General features: G+C 67.6%; 20 protein-coding genes. 14 read left to right on the top strand and 6 right to left on the bottom strand.

Going from position 1 to position 20,211, the window contains the following annotated elements; genetic code table 11:
• Window positions 1-75: 75 nt before the first annotated feature.
• Entirely contained in the window at window positions 76-915 is an 840-nt protein-coding gene (locus GKO32_RS18720; protein ID WP_312868100.1) for an N-acetylmuramoyl-L-alanine amidase, read from the bottom strand.
• Between the two features lie 111 nt (window positions 916-1,026).
• Between GKO32_RS18720 and GKO32_RS18715 the strand changes: the two genes are divergently transcribed.
• The 9 genes from GKO32_RS18715 to GKO32_RS18675 all read left to right on the top strand — a co-directional run bounded on the left by GKO32_RS18715 (window position 1,027) and on the right by GKO32_RS18675 (window position 9,162).
• On the top strand, window positions 1,027-1,380 hold the full coding sequence (locus GKO32_RS18715) for a YbaB/EbfC family nucleoid-associated protein (protein WP_154758167.1): 354 nt from the start codon (window positions 1,027-1,029) through the stop codon (window positions 1,378-1,380).
• A gap of 12 nt (window positions 1,381-1,392) precedes the next feature.
• Entirely contained in the window at window positions 1,393-1,989 is a 597-nt protein-coding gene (gene recR, locus GKO32_RS18710) for a recombination mediator RecR (RefSeq protein ID WP_154758166.1), read from the top strand.
• A complete protein-coding gene (locus GKO32_RS18705) occupies window positions 1,955-2,602 on the top strand; it encodes a uridine kinase family protein (RefSeq protein ID WP_246244067.1) in 648 nt (215 codons plus the stop codon). Before recR ends, GKO32_RS18705 begins: the two co-directional genes overlap by 35 nt.
• A 76-nt stretch (window positions 2,603-2,678) precedes the next feature.
• Window positions 2,679-4,343 (top strand): ABC transporter substrate-binding protein, encoded by a 1,665-nt coding sequence (locus GKO32_RS18700; RefSeq protein WP_166459639.1) that lies wholly within the window; start codon window positions 2,679-2,681, stop codon window positions 4,341-4,343.
• A gap of 88 nt (window positions 4,344-4,431) precedes the next feature.
• On the top strand, window positions 4,432-5,436 hold the full coding sequence (locus GKO32_RS18695) for an ABC transporter permease (RefSeq protein WP_154758165.1): 1,005 nt from the start codon (window positions 4,432-4,434) through the stop codon (window positions 5,434-5,436).
• Complete coding sequence (locus GKO32_RS18690) at window positions 5,433-6,365, top strand: ABC transporter permease (protein WP_154758164.1); 933 nt, start codon at window positions 5,433-5,435, stop codon at window positions 6,363-6,365. Before GKO32_RS18695 ends, GKO32_RS18690 begins: the two co-directional genes overlap by 4 nt.
• Before the next feature lie 6 nt (window positions 6,366-6,371).
• Entirely contained in the window at window positions 6,372-7,358 is a 987-nt protein-coding gene (locus GKO32_RS18685) for an ABC transporter ATP-binding protein (protein ID WP_154758163.1), read from the top strand.
• Window positions 7,355-8,455 carry an ABC transporter ATP-binding protein gene (locus GKO32_RS18680; protein WP_154758162.1) on the top strand — a complete coding sequence of 367 codons (1,101 nt, stop codon included), beginning with the start codon at window positions 7,355-7,357 and terminating at the stop codon, window positions 8,453-8,455. Before GKO32_RS18685 ends, GKO32_RS18680 begins: the two co-directional genes overlap by 4 nt.
• Before the next feature lie 50 nt (window positions 8,456-8,505).
• Window positions 8,506-9,162: a DedA family protein gene (locus GKO32_RS18675; RefSeq protein WP_312868099.1), complete on the top strand. Its 657-nt coding sequence runs from the start codon at window positions 8,506-8,508 to the stop codon at window positions 9,160-9,162.
• On the opposite strand, the gene GKO32_RS18670 is transcribed toward GKO32_RS18675, so the two are convergent.
• Window positions 9,108-10,025 (bottom strand): EamA family transporter, encoded by a 918-nt coding sequence (locus GKO32_RS18670; RefSeq protein ID WP_154758161.1) that lies wholly within the window; start codon window positions 10,023-10,025, stop codon window positions 9,108-9,110. The genes GKO32_RS18675 and GKO32_RS18670 overlap by 55 nt on opposite strands.
• 77 nt (window positions 10,026-10,102) lie before the next feature.
• On the opposite strand from GKO32_RS18670, the gene GKO32_RS18665 reads away from it, so the two are divergent.
• Complete coding sequence (locus GKO32_RS18665) at window positions 10,103-11,041, top strand: LysR family transcriptional regulator (protein ID WP_154758160.1); 939 nt, start codon at window positions 10,103-10,105, stop codon at window positions 11,039-11,041.
• Window position 11,042: 1 nt separating this feature from the next.
• Here GKO32_RS18665 and leuA read toward each other — a convergent pair whose 3' ends face one another.
• Window positions 11,043-12,821, bottom strand: coding sequence for a 2-isopropylmalate synthase (leuA, locus tag GKO32_RS18660; RefSeq protein ID WP_154758159.1), 1,779 nt, complete (start codon window positions 12,819-12,821; stop codon window positions 11,043-11,045).
• A gap of 222 nt (window positions 12,822-13,043) precedes the next feature.
• On the opposite strand from leuA, the gene GKO32_RS18655 reads away from it, so the two are divergent.
• The gene (locus GKO32_RS18655; RefSeq protein ID WP_154758158.1) at window positions 13,044-13,418 is read left to right on the top strand and encodes a hypothetical protein; all 375 of its coding nucleotides are present in this window, start codon (window positions 13,044-13,046) and stop codon (window positions 13,416-13,418) included.
• An 80-nt stretch (window positions 13,419-13,498) separates the two neighbouring features.
• Here the strand turns inward: GKO32_RS18655 and GKO32_RS18650 are convergent, their stop codons facing one another.
• The gene (locus GKO32_RS18650; protein WP_166459638.1) at window positions 13,499-14,095 is read right to left on the bottom strand and encodes a DUF4232 domain-containing protein; all 597 of its coding nucleotides are present in this window, start codon (window positions 14,093-14,095) and stop codon (window positions 13,499-13,501) included.
• 177 nt (window positions 14,096-14,272) lie between these two features.
• The gene (locus tag GKO32_RS18645; protein WP_154758156.1) at window positions 14,273-14,863 is read right to left on the bottom strand and encodes a nitroreductase family protein; all 591 of its coding nucleotides are present in this window, start codon (window positions 14,861-14,863) and stop codon (window positions 14,273-14,275) included.
• A gap of 160 nt (window positions 14,864-15,023) precedes the next feature.
• Here GKO32_RS18645 and GKO32_RS18640 point away from each other — a divergent pair, with 160 nt between their 5' ends.
• The 3 genes from GKO32_RS18640 to GKO32_RS18630 all read left to right on the top strand — a co-directional run bounded on the left by GKO32_RS18640 (window position 15,024) and on the right by GKO32_RS18630 (window position 19,776).
• On the top strand, window positions 15,024-16,286 hold the full coding sequence (locus GKO32_RS18640; RefSeq protein ID WP_312868098.1) for an aspartate kinase: 1,263 nt from the start codon (window positions 15,024-15,026) through the stop codon (window positions 16,284-16,286).
• Window positions 16,286-17,323 carry an aspartate-semialdehyde dehydrogenase gene (locus GKO32_RS18635; protein WP_154758154.1) on the top strand — a complete coding sequence of 346 codons (1,038 nt, stop codon included), beginning with the start codon at window positions 16,286-16,288 and terminating at the stop codon, window positions 17,321-17,323. The genes GKO32_RS18640 and GKO32_RS18635 overlap by 1 nt, the downstream gene beginning before the upstream one ends.
• 116 nt (window positions 17,324-17,439) lie before the next feature.
• Window positions 17,440-19,776 (top strand): SdrD B-like domain-containing protein, encoded by a 2,337-nt coding sequence (locus GKO32_RS18630; RefSeq protein ID WP_312868096.1) that lies wholly within the window; start codon window positions 17,440-17,442, stop codon window positions 19,774-19,776.
• A 4-nt stretch (window positions 19,777-19,780) separates the two neighbouring features.
• On the opposite strand, the gene GKO32_RS18625 is transcribed toward GKO32_RS18630, so the two are convergent.
• A complete protein-coding gene (locus tag GKO32_RS18625; RefSeq protein WP_246244065.1) occupies window positions 19,781-20,128 on the bottom strand; it encodes a DUF8711 family protein in 348 nt (115 codons plus the stop codon).
• Between the last annotated feature and the right edge of the window lie 83 nt (window positions 20,129-20,211).

The raw sequence follows: 20,211 nt of genomic DNA, 5'->3' as shown, positions 1-20,211 counted from the left end.
ATGCCGGCCGACCACCTCGCGATATGGGATCGGGACCGGAGAGAGCCAAGGCCGCCGGTCACCACGCCACTGGCGTCAAAGGCCCAGGTACCGGAGGATCCCCGCCGTGATGGCGTCCGCGTATTGCTGCCGGCCCGGGGCGGACGACATCGCCGCGGCCTCGGCCGGGTTGCGCATGTTGCCGCATTCGACCAGGGCCGCGGGGCGGTTCGACAGGTTCAACCCCGCCAAGTCCGCGCGCGGATAGATCCCGTTCGCCCCGAGATAGGTCGATGGCGGGAAGCCGCCCGACCGGAGCGCGTCCCGAAGGTCGCCGGCCAAATCAATCGACGGCCCGCCCTGGGCCGCATTCAACGACGGGTTCGAGTACGACACGTGAAAACCGCGTGCGCCCGCCGAGTCCGAGCCGTCCGCGTGGATCGACACCACCGCCGCGGCGTCGGACTCGTTGCCGCGCGCCGCGCGCTTGTCCACACAAGGTCCGACACCCGCGTCACTGTCCCGGGTGTACTGGACCACCACCCCGCGCGCCGCCAGCGCCGCCCCCACCCGCTGCGCGACATCCCAGTTGAAAGCGTGCTCCGTATACCCCGCGCGGGTCGAGGTGCCGGTCGTGTTGCACGGCTTCGTCTCACCCCGCCCCGCCGGGACCTGCTTGTTGATCTCCGCCGGGTGGCTCGCGTTCCCACCGTTGTGCCCGGGGTCCAGCATGACGACCTTCCGCACCTTGGCAGGCAACGGCACAGTCGGCGAGGCAACAGCAGACGACACACTCGACGGGCCCACAAAATCCGACGACGAGGACGGCGCGGTCAGCGACGGCGCCGGCGCCGCGGCGCCACCGCTCGAACACGCCGCAAGCAGCAACGACCCGGCCATCACCGTGGAAAGCACACGCGCACGCACGGCCAACACGGTGCCACAGCACCGCCGATGAGCCCACTCGCCGCGCCATCGGCCGTCCTGTGTCGCGGGCGGCTAGGCTGGTCGGCACGTGCAAGTCCCTCGAGGATGGGAAATCCGATCATGGTGCAACCCGGCGGTGGAATGCCCGATATGCAGGCGATCCTCCAGCAAGCGCAGCAGATGCAGCAGCAGCTCGTCGCCGCGCAGGAGGAGCTCGCGCGCACGGAGGTGACCGGCAGCGCCGGCGGTGGTCTCGTCACCGCGACCGTCACCGGCGACCTCGAACTCAAGAGCCTCAAGATCGACCCGAAGGTCGTCGACCCCGAGGACACCGAAACACTCGCGGACCTCGTCGTCGCCGCGGTCCGGGACGCGAGCACGAATGCCAGGAAGGTCACCGAGGAAAAGCTCGGCCCGGTCGCGGGCGCGCTCGGCGGCGGCATGCCTGATCTCGGCCTGCCGGGTCTCGGTTAGGAAGCGCGCCAGTTGTACGAGGGTGTAGTTCAGGACCTGATCGACGAGCTGGGCCAGCTGCCCGGCATCGGCCCGAAAAGCGCGCAGCGTATTGCTTTTCACCTGCTCGCCGCGGACCCGGCCGACATCGCGCGCCTGCAGGACGTGCTCGGCAAGGTCCGCGAGGGCGTCCAGTTCTGCGAGATCTGCGGCAACGTCTCCGAACAGCAGCAGTGCCGCATCTGCCGCGATACCCGCCGCGACACGTCACAGATCTGCGTGGTGGAGGAACCCAAGGACGTACTGGCCGTCGAGCGCACCCGCGAGTTCAAGGGCCGCTACCACGTACTCGGCGGCGCGCTCGACCCTCTTTCGGGCATCGGCCCAGACCAGCTGCGCATCCGCGAGCTGCTCACCCGCATCGGCGGCGAAGAGGTCACCGAGGTGATCATCGCGACCGACCCCAACACCGAGGGCGAGGCCACCGCGACCTACCTCGTGCGCATGCTGCGGGACTTCCCCGGTCTCGCCGTCACCCGCCTCGCGTCGGGCCTGCCGATGGGCGGGGACCTGGAGTTCGCCGACGAGCTGACCCTTGGCCGTGCCCTCTCCGGACGCCGCGCTCTCTGAGCTCGCGGCCGCCGTGCTCGCCTGGCCGCCCCGGCTCGGTGACGTCCGGCTGGTCGCCGTCGACGGTCCCTCCGGCGCCGGGAAGTCCACTTTCGCCGCGAAGCTCGCCGGGGCGTTGGCCCCTGCTCGCGTCACGATCATCAGCACAGATTCCTTCGCGACCTGGGACGATCCGGTCGCGTGGTGGCCGCGGCTGGCCGAGGGCGTGCTCGAACCGCTCGAGCACGCCCAGACTGGGCACTACACCAAACTGGACTGGACCAGTGGGCGGCCCGTGCCTGGCGAGCGCATCACCGTCGCGCCGCCCGACATCCTGATCCTGGAAGGTGTTTCGGCGGGCCGGAAATCCGTGCGCCCGCGACTCTCGGCCCTGTTCCTCGTGATTGGTCCAGACCCTGTAGAGCGTCTCGAGCGCGCCGTCCGGCGCGACGGCGAAGCCTCCCGTGCACACCTGCGACGGTGGCAGGCGTTCGAACGCGGATGGTTCCCAGTAGATGGGACATTCACCCATATGGAGGATGGCGGTGGGGGCGATATGGGAAAAGGCTCTACGCAGAGCAACTGGATATCCCCAGCGTGCGAGAGTTTCATGTTTTACGTAGCGCGATCGTAACCTGTCGTGGTTAGTAATCTGCCCGGATCCGGCTAGGGTCGGCGGTCACAAACTGCAACTTGTACAAGGAGTTCACATGCTCCCTCAGCGGGTGGCTCGTCTGCGCCGACTCGCCCTGATCGGGCTTGCTGGTGCGCTCGCCGTGGCCATGTCGGCGTGCGCCTCCGAACGTGGTTCGGGCGGTGGCGCCAATGACACCTTCGTCTTCGGCGCCGCGGGTGCGCCGAAGAACTTCGACCCCATCTTCAACGACGACGGCGAGAGCTTCCGCCCGGCGCGCCAGATGTTCGACACACTGGTGACCTACAAGCCCGGCACCACCCAGCTCGAGGGTGCCCTTGCCACCGCGTGGAGCCCGAGCACCGACGGCAAGACGTGGACGTTCACCCTGCGCCAGGGCGTCAAATTCCACGACGGCACCCCCTTCAACGCCGCGGCGGTCTGCTTCAACTTCGACCGCTGGTACAACATGAAGGGCGCCGCCGCGCAGAGCCAGATGATCTACTACGGCGACGTCTTCGAGGGGTTCGCGAAGAACGAGGGCGACGCCACCGGCACGCCCGTCTACAAGTCCTGCGAGGCCAAGGACGACTACACCGCCGTTCTGAACCTGAACAAGGCGAAGGGTGCCTTCCCGGACGCCTTCGGCCTGACGTCGCTGTCGATCTCCAGCCCCGACGCGCTCAAGAAGTACAACGCCGACAACGTGACCCAAAGCGGCGACTCGTTCACTTATCCCGAGTACGCGAACCAGCACCCGACCGGCACCGGCCCGTACAAGTTCGATAGCTACGACAAGACGAACAAGACGGTCACCCTCGTCCGCAACGACGACTACTGGGGTGAGAAGGCCAAGACGGCCAAGCTCATCTTCAAGATCATCGAAGACGAGAACGCGCGCAAGCAGGAGCTGGCCGCCGGCACCATCGACGGTTACGACTTCCCGAGCCCGGCGGACTACGCCTCGCTCAAGGACGCGGGCAACCAGGTGCTGATCCGTCCCGCGTTCAACATCCTGTACCTGGGTATCAACCAGAAGAACAACCCGAAGCTGGCCGACGTCCGGGTCCGCAAGGCGATCGAGTACGCGATCAACAAGGACCAGCTGGCCAAGAACAAGCTGCCCACCGGCGCCTACGCGCAGACGCAGTTCCTGCCGAACAACGTGCCCGGCTACACCGACGCGGTGGAGAAGCACAGCTACGACCCGAACCAGGCCAAGGCGCTGCTGGCGCAGGCCGGGGCGACCGGGCTGACGCTGAACTTCTACGTTCCGACCGAGGTCACCCGCCCGTATATGCCGAACCCGGTGGACATCGGCGGCGCGGTCGCGGACGATCTCAAGGCTGTCGGCATCAACGTCAACATCGTCCAGGAGCCGTGGAACGGTGGCTACAAGGACGACGTGCAGAAGGCGGGCAAGCAGGATCTCCACCTGCTGGGCTGGACCGGTGACTACGCCGACGCCGGCAACTTCGTCGGGACGTTCTTCGGCAGGCAGAAGGCGGAGTTCGGGTTCAACAACCCGGCGATCTTCTCCGCACTGTCCACTGCGGACGCCCAGGTGACGCCGGAGGCGAAGAAGGCGGCCTACGAACAGGCCGGCGTGGTGATCTCGCAGTATGTCCCCGCGGTGCCGTTGACCTCGTCGCCGCCGGCGATCGTGGTCAAGAACAACATCCACAACCTGATCCCCACACCGCTGACCGACGAGCGTTTCTACACGGTCACCAAGGGCTGACGGAGCTTCGCGCCGGAAAGTGCCCCCGCCGCGGTGATCCCGGGGCGTGGGTACTTTCCGGTGACGGAACTCGTAAGGCACGAACCATATGCTGCGATTCATCATTCGCCGGTTGCTGCAGGCGGTGCCTACGCTCCTCGTGCTGTCCATCCTCGTGTTCGCCTGGCTGCGGTTGCTGCCGGGCGGACCCGCGGGGGCGCTGCTCGGGGACAAGGCCACGCCGCAGAAACTGGCCGACCTCAACCACTTGCTTGGTCTGGACCAGCCGATCTACACCCAGTACGGGAAGTTCCTCGGCCGGATCCTCACCGGGGACTTCGGCAGCTCGCTGATCAGCGGTGACACGGTGCTCGCCGAGATCGGCCGCGCCTTCCCGGCGACGATCGAGCTGGCGTTCTTCGCGCTGGTGCTGGCGATCGCGTTCGGCATCCCGCTCGGCTATGTGGCCGCGCGTTTCCATGGGCGGCTGCTCGACAACGCGACCGTGCTCACGACGCTCGTCGGCGTCGCGGTCCCGGTGTTCTTCTTCGGCGTGCTGTTGAAGTACATCTTCGCGCAGAAGCTGGGCATCCTGCCGCCGTCCGGCCGCCAGGACGTCACCATCGACGCCACCCACATCACCGGGTTCTTCACCCTCGACGGGTTGCTGACCGGTGAGTTCGACGCGTTCTGGGACGCGGTCAGGCACCTGATCCTGCCGGCGATCGCGCTGGCGAGCATCCCGTTCGCGGTGATCGTGCGGATCACCAGGGCGTCCGTTTTGGACGTTCAGCAGGAGGATTTCGTGCGCACCGCCGAATCCAAGGGCCTGACCATCTCCGTGATCCGGCGCCGGCACATTCTGCGCAACGCGCTGCTGCCGGTGTCCACGACGATCGGTCTGCAGACCGGGCTGCTGCTCGCGGGCGCGGTGGTGACGGAGAAGGTGTTCAACATCCCGGGCCTCGGTTACCTGCTGGCACAGGGCATCGAGCGGCGGGACTACCCGCGGCTGCAGGCGTTGTTGCTGCTGGCCGCGTTCGTGTACGTGCTCGTCAATCTCCTGGTGGACGTCTCGTACGCGATCATCGATCCGAGGGTGCGGGTGCGATGACGACGAATCTGTTGCGGCGCAAGAAGGACCGCATCGACGACCTGGCCGCCGCCGGCGGGGGCACGAGCCTCGCGGCCGACGCGTTCAAGCGGATGTCGCGCAGCCCGATCGCGATCATCGGCGCGGTGATCACGGCGCTGTTCGTGCTGCTGGCGATCCTGTCCCCGTTCATCGCGCCGAAAGACCCGCACATCCCCTACGATGCGCTAAAGAACAACCTGCGGCCGGACTCGATCCCCGGCCCGATGCCGGGTTTCATCCTCGGCAGCGACCAGAACGGCTACGACTTCTTCTCGCGGTTGCTCGTTGGTTCGCAGCAGACCCTCATCGTGGGCGTGGTCGCGACACTGATCGGCGTGGTCATCGGCATGATCATCGGCGGGCTGGCCGGCGCGCTCGGCGGCTGGGTGGACACGCTGCTGATGCGGTTGACCGACATCCTGCTCGCGATTCCCTCGCTGCTGCTGGCCATCTCGATCGCCGCGCTGTTCTCGCACGGTACACAGTGGACGGTCATCATCGCGGTCGCCGTGGTCAGCGTGCCGATCTTCGCGCGGCTGCTGCGCGGCGCGATGCTGGCTCAGCGGTCGAGCGATCACGTGCTGGCGGCGACGGCGCTCGGCGTGCGGCGCGGCACCATCGTGTTCCGGCACATGCTGCCGAACTCGGTGGGCCCGGTCATCGTGCAGGCCACGCTGACACTGGCGACTTCGATCATCGACGCCGCCGCGCTGTCCTTCCTCGGGCTCGGCGATTCGGACTGGACCCGCGCCGAATGGGGCCTGATGCTGGGCAAATCGCAGGGGCTACTGGACGTCAAACCGGAGCTCGCGTTCTACCCGGCCATCGCAATCATCGTGGTGGCACTGGGTTTCACGCTGCTCGGCGAGTCGTTGCGCGAGGCGCTCGACCCGAAGAACAGGCGGTAAGGCTTCATGGCACTACTGGAGATCCGGGACCTTTCGGTCACTTTCAAGCGCAAGGGCGTCCGCCCGTTCACCGCGGTCGACGGGGTGAGTTTCGACGTCGAACCCGGTCGTACGGTCGGCCTCGTCGGCGAGTCGGGCAGCGGCAAGTCGGTGACCGCGCTCGCGATCATGGGGCTGCTGCCCAAACGTGGCGCCGAGGTGAAAGGTTCAGTCCACTTCGAGGACACCGATCTGCTGACGCTGTCCGACAAGCAGCTGCGTGACAAGCGCGGGCGTGATCTCGGCATGGTGTTCCAGGACCCGCTGTCCTCGCTCAACCCGGTCATCCCGATCGGGCTGCAGATCACCGAGGTGCTGGAACGGCACCGTGGGATGCGGCGCAAGGAGGCGAGCGCGGAGGCGAAGGAGCTGCTCGGCCGGGTCGGGATCCCGGACCCGTCGCGACGACTTTCCGAGTACCCGCACCAGCTTTCCGGCGGGATGCGGCAGCGGGCGCTGATCGCGATCGCGCTCGCGTGCCGGCCACGGCTGCTCATCGCGGACGAGCCGACGACGGCGCTCGACGTGACGATCCAGGCGCAGATCCTCGCGCTGCTGTCGGAACTGGTGCGTGACACCGCCACCGCGCTGATCATGATCACGCACGATCTCGGTGTGGTGGCCGGGTTGTGCGACGAAGTCAACGTCATGTACGGCGGACGTGTGGTCGAACGGGCCGAGCGGTATGCGCTGTTTTCCTCGGCTCGGCACCCGTACACCCACGGTCTGCTCGAATCGATTCCGCGGCTGGACGCGCCGAGAGGCGAGAAACTGGTGCCCATCTCCGGTTCCGTGGCCGACAACCTCCCGTGGGAGCACGCGTGTGCGTTCGCGCCGCGGTGCCGGAACGCACTGGACCGGTGCCGTGAGGTGACGCCGGAACTGGTGCCGGACCACGGAGGGACGTTGCGCTGCCACAACCCGGTTGGCGCGTTGCAGGGGGTTCGGTCATGAGTGATGCGTTGGTGAAGGTCGAAGGCATCCAGGTGCACTTCCCCATCAAGCGCGGTGTCGTGCTGGACCGGACGGTGGGCCATGTCTACGCGGTCGACGGCGTGGACCTGGAGATCCAGCGCGGCGAGACGTACGGCCTCGTCGGCGAATCCGGCTGCGGCAAGACGACGCTGGGCCGGGGACTGCTGCGACTCGTCGAGCCGACCGGCGGCCGCGTGGTGTTCGACGGAACCGATCTGTCGCAGCTCAAGGGCGAGTCGCTGCGCAAGATGCGGCGGCGGATGCAGATGGTCTTCCAGGATCCACTGTCCAGTTTGGACCCCCGCCAGTCGGTCGAGTCGATCCTCGTCGAAGGCATGCGCGCACATGGTCTGGACAAGAGTCGCGAGGGCACGCGCAAGCGGCTGCGCGAACTGCTGACCGCGGTCGGGCTGCCGGAAAGCTCGCTGCGCAAGTACCCGCACGAGTTCTCCGGCGGGCAGCGCCAGCGCATCGGCATCGCGCGGGCACTGGCGGTGGAGCCGGACCTGATCGTCGCCGACGAACCGGTGTCCGCTTTGGACGTGTCGGTGCAGGCGCAGGTGATCAACCTGCTCGAAGAGTTGCAGGAGACGCTGGGCCTGACGTACCTGGTGATCGCGCACGATCTCGCCGTGGTGCGGCACATCTCCGACCGGATCGGCGTGATGTACCTGGGTTCACTGGTCGAGGAGACCGATTCCGAGACCCTGTACGCCGAGCCGCTGCACCCCTACACGAAGGCACTGCTGTCGGCGATCCCGGTGCCGGACCCGCGGGTCGAGGACAGTCGCGAGCAGATCCTGCTCGCCGGGGACCTGCCGTCACCGGCCGCGCCGCCGTCCGGTTGCCGGTTCCACACGCGGTGCCCGTGGCGGCAGGAGACCTTGTGTGACACCGATCGTCCGCAGTTGCGTGAGATCGGCGCCGGGCACCGGGTCGCGTGTCACTGGGCGGAGGACATCCAGGCCGGGCGGATCACCCCGCACGAGGTCAAGGCCGAACTCGTCGAGGTGGACGCCGGTGCCGGTCCTTCGGTTTCGCACGCCGCGTCCGTCGCGGAGATGCTGGAGCCGTGAGCCGAGTACCCTGGCGGACCAGGGGAGCCGGTGTCGAAAGGACCTGAGTAGTGCACATCGACCAGTGGCTGGAGACGATTCCGCCGCTTCTGGTGTACATCACGGTCGGTGCCGTGATCGGGTTCGAGAGCCTCGGCATCCCATTGCCCGGGGAGATCGTGCTGGTCAGCGCGGCGCTGCTGGCGTCGACCCATGCCGGGCTGAACCCATGGGTGGTCGGGATCGTCGGCAGCGCCGGCGCGATCATCGGGGACAGCATCGGCTACCTGATCGGCCGCAAGGGCGGGCGCAGGCTGTTCGACTGGGCGGGCCGGAAGTTCCCGAAGCATTTCGGGCCCGAGCATGTGCGCAATGCCGAGCGGATCTTCGCGCGGCGTGGCGTGTGGGCGGTGTTCTTCGGCCGGTTCGTCGCGCTGCTGCGGATCTTGTGTGGCCCGCTCGCGGGTTCGCTGCACATGAACTACGGGAAGTTCCTCGCGGCCAACGCGCTGGGCGGGATCGCCTGGGCGGGCGGCACGACGGCACTGGTCTACTCCCTCGGCGTCGTGGCAGAAAAGTGGCTGTCGCGGTTCTCCTGGGTCGCGCTGGCCGTCGCCGTGGTCGCGGGCGTGATCATCAGTCTGGTGCTCAAGAAACGCATGGGCCGCAAGCATCACGACGAGGAGACGGCCAGTTCCTCGTCGGAGGCCGCGCCCGTTGAGCGCTGACGTCGCGGCAGCGAGCCGAGCAGCACACCCGCGACGATGACCAGCCCGGCCAGTATCTCGGTCAGTTGCGGGCGTTCGTTCAGCAGCAGGAACGACATCGTCATCCCGGCCACCGGCACCAGCAGCGAGAACGGGGCGACCACACCGGCGGGGTTGCGCCGCATCAGCACCGTCCAGATGCCGGAGCCGGCCAGCGTGCCCAGCAGCACGACGTAGACGAGGCCGCCGAGCCCGATCAGGCCCGTCGAGGTGCCGAGCGTGGTCAGTGACCGCCACTGCGCGCCGGGCCCTTCGAGCAGTAGCGACAGCACCAACATCGGGATCGGCGGCACGACCGACATCCACAGCATGAAGCGCACCGCGTTGTCCGGCTCCGCCTTGCGGGCGCAGATGTTGCCGATCGCCCAGCTCAGCGCGGCCAGCAGGACGAGCACGACCGGCAACAGCGCGGCGTGCTCCGCTTGGTGCCAGGTGATCAGCGCCAGCCCGCCGACGGCGAGCACGATGCCGGACAGTTGCCGTGGCGAGAGCCGTTCCCGCAGGAAGAAAGTGCCGAGCAGGACGGTGAACGGCGCCGAGGCCTGCACCACGAGTGATGCAAGACCGGTCCCGACGCCGATGTTCATCGCGATGAACAGCAGCGCGTACTGGCCGGTGCCGAACCCGAGGCCGTACCCGATCAGCCAGCGCAGCCGCACCTTGGGGCGCGGGATGAACAGGATGGTCGGGATGGCGACCAGGAGATACCGCAGAGCACCCGCGAACACGGGCGGGAACTGCCCGAGCATGTAGTGGATCCCGAGGAAGTTACAGCCCCAGATTACGGCGACGAACACGGCGAGAAGACGGTCACGAGCAACCATGAGTCCAGCCTGTCGATGCCCACTTTGTAGGACAAGCGAGATTATGTGCACTCAACGTTCAGCTATCCTTCACAGTTATGGATATCAGCAGGTTGCGGGTGTTGCGAGAGTTCGCCGACCGGGGCAGCGTGACGTCCGCCGCACAGGCGCTGCACTGCACCCCGTCGGCGGTTTCGCAGCAGTTGCGGGCGTTGCAGGCCGAGGTCGGACTCCAGCTCACCGAGCCGGCCGGGCGTGGCCTCCGGCTCACCGACGCCGGTCGTGCGCTGGTCGCTCGCGCCGATGACGTACTCGCTGCGCTCGACCGGGCGGAAGCGGAGTTGGACGCGTACCGCAGTCAGCCACGCGGCCGGGTGCGGCTCGCGCTCTTCCCGTCGGCCGCGCTGATGTTGCTCCCGGGCCTGCTGCACCGGTTCGCCGAATTTCCCGGCCTGGAGGTGGATGTCAGCGACGCAGACATCCAGACGCAGCAGGTGCCGGCGCTGATCGCCGACTTCGACATCGTGGTGAGCCATCGTGACGAGCAGGCAGAGCCTTTTCCGGCCGACCGGCTGGAAGTCGTGTACCTGCTGCGAGAACCGCTCGACGTGGCGTTGCCGCCAGGTCACCGGCTCGTGGGTCAGAAGCGGGTCGAACTCACCGAACTGGCGGAAGAACCCTGGATCGGTGTGAACGAAGGTTTCCCGGTGGACGACGCGCTGCGGTCACTGGCCGTGCGCACCGGGGTGTGGCCGCGGCCGGTGCACCGCACCAACGACCTGCGGGTCATCGAAGCGCTGGTCGCCGCCGGGCACGGGATCGCGTTGCTGCCGCGGTACACGATGTCCCCGGCGGTGGTGGGCCGCCCGCTCGCAGGCCTGCGCGCGGCCCGGCACATCGAGGCGGTGCTGCGCAAGGGAGCGTCCGCCCGCCCAGCGGTGGCCACCGTGCTGGCGGCCCTGCATGCGGAGTCGGCCGCAGTGACGGCTTCGCCTCACCGAGGCGCCGGCCCCCCGCGTGAGAGGCCGGCGCCGTAAGTCAGCGGTGTGAGCGGTTGACCGCGGAGACGACTGCCCGCAGGGACGCCGTGACGATGGACGAGTCGATGCCCACGCCCCAGTAGACCTTGTCGCCGACCGCGCACTCGATGTATGACGCCGCTTTCGAGTCGTCGCCCGGGGAGAGGGTGTGCTCGCTGTAGTCCAGCAGCCGCAGGTCATAGCCGACGGTCGAAAGCGCGTCGAAGAACGCGGCGATCGGGCCGTTGCCGGTGCCGGTGATCTGCTGCTCCTCGCCGTCCACCTGCACCTTCGCGGTCAGGTTGTAGTCGCCGTTCGCGGTGACGTGCTGGCTGAGCAGTTTCAGCGGTGACTCGGCCTCGAGGTACTCGGCCGAGAACGCGCGCCACATCGTCCCCGGGTCCACCTCGCCGCCCTCGGTGTCGGTGTGCCGCTGGATGACTTGGGAGAACTCGATCTGCAGCCGGCGCGGCAGGTCGAGCTGGTGCTCGGTGCGCATGATGTACGCGACGCCGCCCTTGCCGGACTGCGAGTTGACCCGGATGACCGCCTCGTACGTGCGGCCGACGTCCTTCGGGTCGATCGGCAGGTACGGCACTTCCCACGGGAACTCGTCGACGGGCACGCCCGCCTTCTCCGCGGCCCGGTTCAACGCGTCGAAGCCCTTGTTGATGGCGTCCTGGTGGCTGCCGGAGAACGCGGTGAACACCAGGTCGCCGCCCCACGGCGAACGTTCGTGCACCGGCAGCTGGTTGCAGTACTCGACGGTGCGCTTGATCTGGTCGATGTCGGAGAAGTCGATCTGCGGGTCGATGCCCTGGCTGAACAGGTTCATGCCCAGCGCGACGAGATCGACGTTGCCGGTGCGCTCCCCGTTGCCGAACAGGCAGCCCTCGATCCGGTCCGCGCCGGCCTGGTAGCCCAGCTCGGCGGCGGCCACCGCGGTTCCGCGGTCGTTGTGCGGGTGCAGCGAGAGGATCACCGAGTCACGGCGGTCGAGACTGCGGCTCATCCATTCGATCGAGTCGGCGTACACGTTGGGCGTGGCCATCTCGACCGTCGAGGGCAGGTTGAGGATCACCGGCCGGGACGGCGTCGGCTGCCAGATGTCGGTGACCGCGTTGCACACCTCGGCCGCGTACGACAGCTCGGTGCCGGTGTAGGACTCGGGCGAGTACTGGAAACGGAAGTCGGTGTCGGAATACTTCGCGGCGTACTCGGCGACGAGGTCCGCCGCCTGCAACGCGATCTTCTTGATTCCTTCGCGCTCCTCGCGGAACACCACGCGCCGCTGCAGGATCGAGGTCGAGTTGTAGATGTGCACGACCGCGCGCGGCGCGCCTTCGAGCGCGGCGAACGTGCGCTCGATCAGCTCGGGGCGGCACTGGGTCAGCACCTGGATGCGGACGTCGTCAGGGATCGCGTTCTCGTCGATGATCTCGCGGACGAAGTCGAAGTCGGTCTGGCTCGCGGCCGGGAAGCCGACCTCGATTTCCTTGTAGCCCATGCGTACGAGCAGGTCGAAGAACTTGCGCTTGCGGGCAGGCGACATCGGATCGATCAGCGCCTGGTTGCCGTCACGCAGGTCCACCGCACACCACAGCGGCGCACGGTCGATGCGCTTGGCCGGCCAGGTGCGGTCGGGCAGGTCGATGTCCTCGACGAGCTGGTACCAGGGCTTGTACCGGTGGAACGGCATCGAACTGCCGCGTTGCGGGTTCCACACCGGCTGGTCGGCGGGCGCGGGTCGCGACGGCTTACGGATGTGGCTGGTGCTGGTGGAATCGGAGGTGGTCATGCCGGGGTTGTCTCCTGCCGGATTCGGGTCGGGCGACCGGCGGCGTCGTCAAGCCCCGCGACGGGGGGCCGGTCCGATCAGGCCCCGTCGCGGCAGCGAAGCAGGAGAGCACGCAGCACACTCACACTGTAACCGTGCGGTGTTGATGATGAAAACAGGGTGCGCTACCGAACCGTTACCGGTGAGTAGCAATCACCGCCGGGACGTGCCACACTTCCCGGCATGGCCGAGCACGCCGAGAGTAGTGAGACCGACGAGCAGCCACGGACGAAGCATGGTGTCGACGTGGACTGGCGGCGGGTCAAGGACCAGACTGTCGGGTTCGTCGCGGGCCTCGTCCGCTGGGCGGGCGTGGTCTTCGCGGTCGTTCTCGTGTTGCACGTGATCTTCACGGTGGGCTCGGCGAACCCGGACAACGGCATCGTGGCATGGATCCGCGGCTGGGCGGACACCCTGTCGATCGGGTTCAAGGACCTGTTCGAGCCGAACGACGAGAAGCTGCGAGTGCTGGTCAACTACGGCATCGCCGCGCTGTTCTGGCTGATCGCCTCCGCGATCGCGGCGCGAATCATCCGTCGCCTCGGCGGCGCCGCCTGACGCGACGGCGAGGTCCTTCGCGCCGTTGCGCGCAAAGGACCTCGCCCGTGTCGAGTCGATCGTGATCGACCGGACTGCCATCACCTGCCGGCGCGCACCGGGCTGATGTAGGTACCGGGGTGAGTGGCGCCGTCCTGCTTCAGGATCGCGCCTTCCTTCCACGGGAACGTCCGGGTGTCGTAGGTGTGCGGCGGGGTGACCGCGATCGACTTGACGTGCCAGCCCGTGCCTTCGTCAGAGGCCAGGTAGGTCAAGTTCGCGGTGGTCCGGTCGCCCGGCTCCAGCACGACGTCCAGTTTGGGCTCGTTGGTCCGGACCACATCCCAGCTGGTGCCGTCTTCCCCGTCGAACCGGAAACCGGGGAAGCCGCGCACCACGCACTTCTGCCCGGGGTTGGTGAAGGCGAGCTTCACCCGGAACTGACCGTCGGCGGGGGGATCCGCCGGGGACCCCGTGTCGGGGACGATCTCCGTGTCCAGGTGCTTGCACTCGGGCACACCGACCCGCTTGGCGGCGGACTTGATGTCGTTTTCGTCGTTGGCGGCGTCCGCGGCGGAGTCGGCCCCGCTCAGGGCGACGACGCTCGGCGTGGCGTTGGCCGGCGCGGCGGGTGCGGGCGCGGCCGAGGTGCCGGTGGAGGAGCAGCCGGCCATCACAGCCGCGGCCGCGACAGCCATGCCGGCGATTCCCGCTCGCTGAACCCATGTGACATTCATTGTGGACCCCCAGGTTGGGTGTTTGCCTGCCTTACGGATCCATAGATGTCTGGCACCCCGGTCCGGATCCTCGGTTGAGGGGTACGTCTCACCCACGCAACCTGACCGCGTCTGAAGCGTCAAAACCTAAGCGTGGCCTCAAAATGCGGGCCGGCCCCAGCCACCGGTGTAGCCGAACTCGCCGAGCGGGACACGGCGTCGAGGCGCGCGTTCGCGTTCGACGGCGCGCTCCTCGCCGAGAACATCGGGGTGCGCCTGCACCCCGATGGCGATCGCGACGCGCGGCACCGCCTCATCGGGAATGCCGAACTCGTGCCGCGCCGCGTCCGCATCGAACCCCGCCATCTGGTGCGCGACGAGCCCCTCGGCGACGGCTTGCAGCACCAGGTTCTGCCCGGCCAGGCCCAGCCCGTATTCGGCGTACGGGATTTCGCCCTTTTCGTTACGCGTGACCATGACCGCGATCAGCAACGCGCCTGCCCGGTGCGCCCACGCCTGGTTGCGTGGCGTGAGCGTGCCGAGGATCCGGCGGAACGTGTCGTCACCGCGGCGGCCGACGAGGTAACGCGCCGGCTGGGTATTGCCGAACGACGCTGCCCACCGAGCCGCTTCGAGCACCGCGCGCAGCTGATCCCAAGTGACTTCGGCGGTCTCGTCGAGCGCACGCGGGCTCCACCGCTGCGCGATCAGATCGGCGAGTGGTGCGCTGCTGTCCGCTGGCTTCCGCATGGCCAACCATGTTTTCACACACCGCATACGCAACGGAAATTTTCCGACTCCGCCTGATTACAGGCAGTGATACGAGTGGTCGGGGCCACATAAGGACATGGACGAACCCGGCCATCCCGGTAGGCTTCGACGAAAAGCGCACCAAGGAGGTCCGATACCAGTGGCGCTCGTGGTCCAGAAGTACGGCGGTTCGTCGTTGGAGAGCGCTGATCGGATCAAGCGCGTGGCCGAGCGGATCGTCGCCACCAAGAAGGCCGGCAACGACGTGGTCGTCGTGTGCTCCGCGATGGGCGACACCACCGACGAGTTGCTCGATCTCGCCCAGCAGGTCAACCCGGTGCCGCCGGAGCGCGAGATGGACATGCTGCTCACCGCGGGCGAGCGCATCTCCAACGCGTTGGTGGCCATGGCGATCTCCGCGCACGGCGCGGAAGCATGGTCGTTCACCGGTTCGCAGGCCGGTGTGGTGACGACGGCGGTGCACGGCAACGCGCGGATCATCGACGTGACGCCGAGTCGCGTCACCGAGGCGCTGGAACAGGGTTATATCGCGCTGGTCGCGGGTTTCCAGGGCGTCGCGCAGTCCACGAAGGACATCACGACGCTGGGCCGCGGCGGCTCCGACACCACCGCGGTGGCGCTGGCCGCCGCGCTGAACGCCGACGCGTGCGAGATCTATTCCGATGTGGACGGTGTGTACACCGCCGATCCGCGGATCGTGCCGGACGCGAAAAAACTCGACACCGTGCCGTACGAAGAAATGCTCGAACTCGCCGCGAGTGGTTCGAAGATTTTGCACCTGCGCTCGGTCGAGTACGCGCGACGGTACGGCGTCCCGATCCGCGTCCGCTCTTCCTACAGTGACAAGCCGGGTACGACGGTGACCGGTTCGATTGAGGAGATCCCCGTGGAACAAGCTCTGATCACCGGTGTGGCGCATGACCGCTCGGAGGCCAAGATCACGGTGACCGGGGTGCCCGACCACGCGGGCGCCGCGGCGCGGATCTTCCGGGTCATCGCGACGGCTGAGATCGACATCGACATGGTGCTGCAGAACGTGTCCAACACCGCGGGCCGCACCGACATCACGTTCACGCTGTCCAAGGCCAACGGCCCCAAGGCGGTGGAGGAACTGGAGAAGCTCAAGCTCGAGCTCGAGTTCGACTCCGTGCTCTACGACGATCAGGTCGGCAAGGTTTCCTTGGTGGGCGCGGGAATGCGCTCGCACCCCGGCGTCACGGCGACGTTCTGCGAGGCGCTGGCCAAGGTCGGCGTGAACATCGAGATCATCAACACCTCGGAGATCCGGATCTCCGTGCTCATTCGCGACGCACAGCTGGACGAGGCGGTGTGCGCGATCCACGACGCGTTCGAACTCGGCGGTGACGAAGAAGCAGTGGTCTACGCAGGGAGTGGTCGGTGATGGCGGACGGTGTGCGGGTAGGCGTGGTCGGTGCCACTGGACAGGTCGGTGGCGTGATGCGCAGACTGCTGGCGGAGCGGAACTTCCCGGTCGCTCAGCTCAGGTTCTTCGCCTCGTCGCGTTCCGCGGGTACGAAACTTCCCTGGCAGGGCACGGAAATCGAGGTCGAGGACGCGGCGACGGCCGATCCGTCCGGTTTGGACATTGCGCTGTTCTCCGCCGGCGGCTCGACTTCGAAGGTGCAGGCGCCGCGTTTCGCCGCGGCCGGCGTGACGGTCATCGACAACTCGTCCGCCTGGCGCCGGGATCCCGACGTGCCGCTGGTGGTCAGTGAGGTGAACCCCCAGGCGATCAAGGATGTCCGCAAGGGCATCATCGCCAATCCCAACTGCACCACGATGGCCGCGATGCCGGTGTTGAAGCCGTTGCACGACGAAGCGGGTCTGGTGCGCCTGATCGTGAGCACTTACCAAGCTGTTTCGGGCAGTGGGCTCGCCGGGGTGGAAGAGCTTGCGGCGCAAGCGAATGCGGTTGCCTCGCGGGCCGCGGAGCTGACGCACGACGGGGCGGCGCTGACCTTCCCGGCGCCGGCGAAGTACGTCGCGCCCATCGCGTTCAATGTGCTCCCGATGGCGGGGTCCATTGTGGACGATGGCACGTTCGAGACGGACGAGGAACAGAAGCTGCGCAACGAAAGCCGCAAGATCCTCGACATTCCGGGTCTGCGGGTTTCGGGCACGTGCGTGCGGGTGCCGGTGTTCACGGGGCATTCGCTGTCGATCAACGCGGAGTTCAGCGAGCCGATTTCCCCGCAGCGCGCTACGGAACTGCTTGCCTCCGCGCCGGGTGTCCAGCTGTCGGACGTGCCGACTCCGTTGCAGGCGGCGGGTCAGGACCCCAGCTATGTGGGTCGCATTAGGACGGATCCGGGTGCGCCGGACGGGCGTGGCCTCGCGTTGTTCGTGGCGTCCGACAATTTGCGCAAGGGTGCGGCGTTGAACGCTGTGCAGATCGCGGAGCTGATCGCACACGGCTGACCTGTGCGCCGAACGAACGGTTTTCACTCGTTCGTGAGGTGTCATGGCCCCGAAGATCGGCTGGTCCGCCTTTACTGTGGGCGCAGTCTTTCAGCGGGGTAAGTCGGGGAGCTGTCGTGAGGCACGTGATCGTCGCCGTCGTGGCGCTGCTCATGGTGAGCGGGCTGCCCACGCAGGCGACCGCCGACGACGCCGATGGTCCGCTGACGGTGCGTGTCGTGCGCCCGGACCAGAACAACGCCGGCGTCGCCGGGATTCTCGTCGTCGCCACGGATCCCTCAGGTGCCAGCGCGAGCGGCACCACCGGCCCCGAAGGATCCGTGGTGATCCCGACGAAGGCGCTCTCCGGCGGCCGGTACCGCGTCGATGCGTCGATCCCGCCGACCATGAACGGCGTGAAACCCGCGCCGCAAGGGCCAGGACTGGCCGGGATGACCGAGTTCGTCGACGTGTCCGGGGGCAAGGCGGCGAACGTGACGATCGCGGTCGGCGGTGGCACAGGCGATGTGCAGCTCGGTGACCGGGTCTGGTTCGACACCGACGGCGACGGCGTGCAGGACGGTGACGAGCCCGCGCTTCCGGGCGTGCGCGTGCAGTTGCTGCCGTGCGACGGCACGGGCGGCCCACTGGCGGAGAAGACGACTGACGCCGACGGGCGTTACCTGTTCGGTCCGGCGGACGGCCTGGTGCCGAACACCTGTTTCACTGTCAAGTTCGACTTTTCCCATGTGGACACGTCAGGTCTGCCGGGCACGCCCGCCGTCGACGGTCTGCGGTGGACCACTCCGCTGGCGAGTGTCCTGCCGGATATCGATTCCAATGTGGACCCCGGGACCGGCTCGGTCAGGGTGACCACCGGCCCGCCGGGCTCGGTCGACGACACGGTGGACGCCGGTGTGGTTGGCGGACTGAACGAGGCAGGCGACCTGGTGTGGGCGGACGTCAACCGGAACGGGGTGCAGGATCCGGGAGAGCCGGGCGTCGCCGGGGTCGGCGTTTCCCTGCAGAACGCCGATGGCGCGGTCATTGTCGCCACCACCACCGGCCCGCACGGGCAGTACGCCTTCTCGCATCTGCCGGACGGCACCTACAAAGTCTGTTTCGACGTGACGAAGTTGCCCGTGCAGTACGCCGACTACCAGCTGACCAAACCGCGGGCCGGAAATCCGGGCCAGGACTCGGCGCCCGATCCGGCCACCGGCTGCACCGCACCGGTCGAACTGAAAGCCGCGCACATCCAGGACCGCACGCTCGACGCGGGGCTGGCGCCACCGGTCAACCGCATCGCCGCCAAGGTCTGGTCGGACCTCAACACCGATGGCGTGCCGGATCCCGACGAGCCGGGGATCGCCGGTGTCCCGGTGAAACTGCGTGGCGACGACGGCAGTCAGCTGGCGTTGACCACCACCGGGCCGGACGGCGCCTACTCTTTCGACGACGTGCCGGACGGTGCGTACCAGGTGTGTTTCGACCTCGGCAATCTCCCCGAGCCCGTTGCCGACTTCACTCCTGCCAAGTACGTCAACTCCTCCGCTGCGAACCCGGCGACCGGCTGCACCCGCACGGTGACGGTCGGTCTGGGCAAGCGGGAAGGCACCTCGCTCAGCACGGGGCTCGCCGCGCCGCCGAACCGGATCGGGGACCGGGTGTGGTTCGACAGCAACCGAAACGGCGCGCAGGACCCGACGGAGGCCGGTATCGCCGGTGTGCCGGTCCGGCTGGTCAAGGACGGCGGGGATGTGGCGACCACGACGACGGGTGCGGACGGTGCCTACTCGTTCAAGGGAATTCCCGACGGGGCCTACCAGGTCTGCTTTGATCCCAAGGGTTTGCCGCCCGCGTACGCAGGCGGACAATGGTCCAAACCACGTGCCGGCGACGAGGTCAGGGATTCCGACGTCAGCCTCAGTACTTCCTGCACCCAGGCGGTGACAGTCGGCGTCGGCCACCGCGATGAGTCCACTTTGGACGCAGGGGTGGTCGCCGCGCGCAACCGGGTCGGCGAGCTCGTGTGGTTCGACCGCAACGCCAACGGTGAACGGGATCCCGACGAGCCCGGCGCGGCCGGCCTGACGGTCACCATGAAGGACGCAGCCGGGCGCGTCGTCGCCACCACCCGCACCGGCGCCGACGGCGGCTATCTGCTCGACGATCTGCCGGACGGTTCCGACCAGGTGTGCGTCGATCTCGCGCAGCTGCCGCCGCAGTTCGCGACCTTCCGGGTGCCGGGCGTGGACAACGGCTGCATGCCGCCGATCACTGTCGGCCCGAAGCCGCGCGAGGACCTGACGGTCAAGATCGGCCTGGTCGCCGCCGCACCGGCGGTCGCGCCGGCCGCGGAGAAGGCCGGCACGGGCGGGAGTTTCCCGATCGGCTGGGTCGCGTTCACGGCCGTCATCGTGCTGGCGGGTGCCGCCTTCACCATGCGCTGGTGGAAAACCGTCGAACAGTGAGCCGCTAGAAGCACGCCTTCCGGAGTGCGTCGATGTTCTGCGCGTTCCGCTGCACCCACTCGTTGACGTCGGCGAGCCGTGAGGCCTGCTGCTTTTCCAACGCCACATAGGAATCCGCGATACTGCTCAGATTCTGCTTGAGATCCTGATCAGCGGCCCGATTTGCCAGCTCCCGCAACCGGTTCGCCTTGTCCTGCGCCTGTCGCGCGAGTTCGTCGGGGCTCAGGTTCGGGTTCAGGTTGGACAGTCCGAGCGCTTCGGAGCACAGGCTGGCTTTGTCCGTCGCCGAATCGACCTGAGCGCAGCCGGTGAGCAAGAGCGCCGCGGCGGCCATGCCGTACACGAGTTTCATGCGCTCAAGCTACCGGTGCGGCCGTGAACGATCAGGCCGCCCGGAAAACCACCCGAGGCGCAACAGCCAGACGGTCGCAGACG

Origin of the sequence: Amycolatopsis pithecellobii (assembly GCF_009707865.1) — a bacterium.
Classification (GTDB): Bacteria; Actinomycetota; Actinomycetes; order Mycobacteriales; family Pseudonocardiaceae; genus Amycolatopsis_E; species Amycolatopsis_E pithecellobii.
This window is presented reverse-complemented; position numbering and strand designations above follow the sequence as displayed.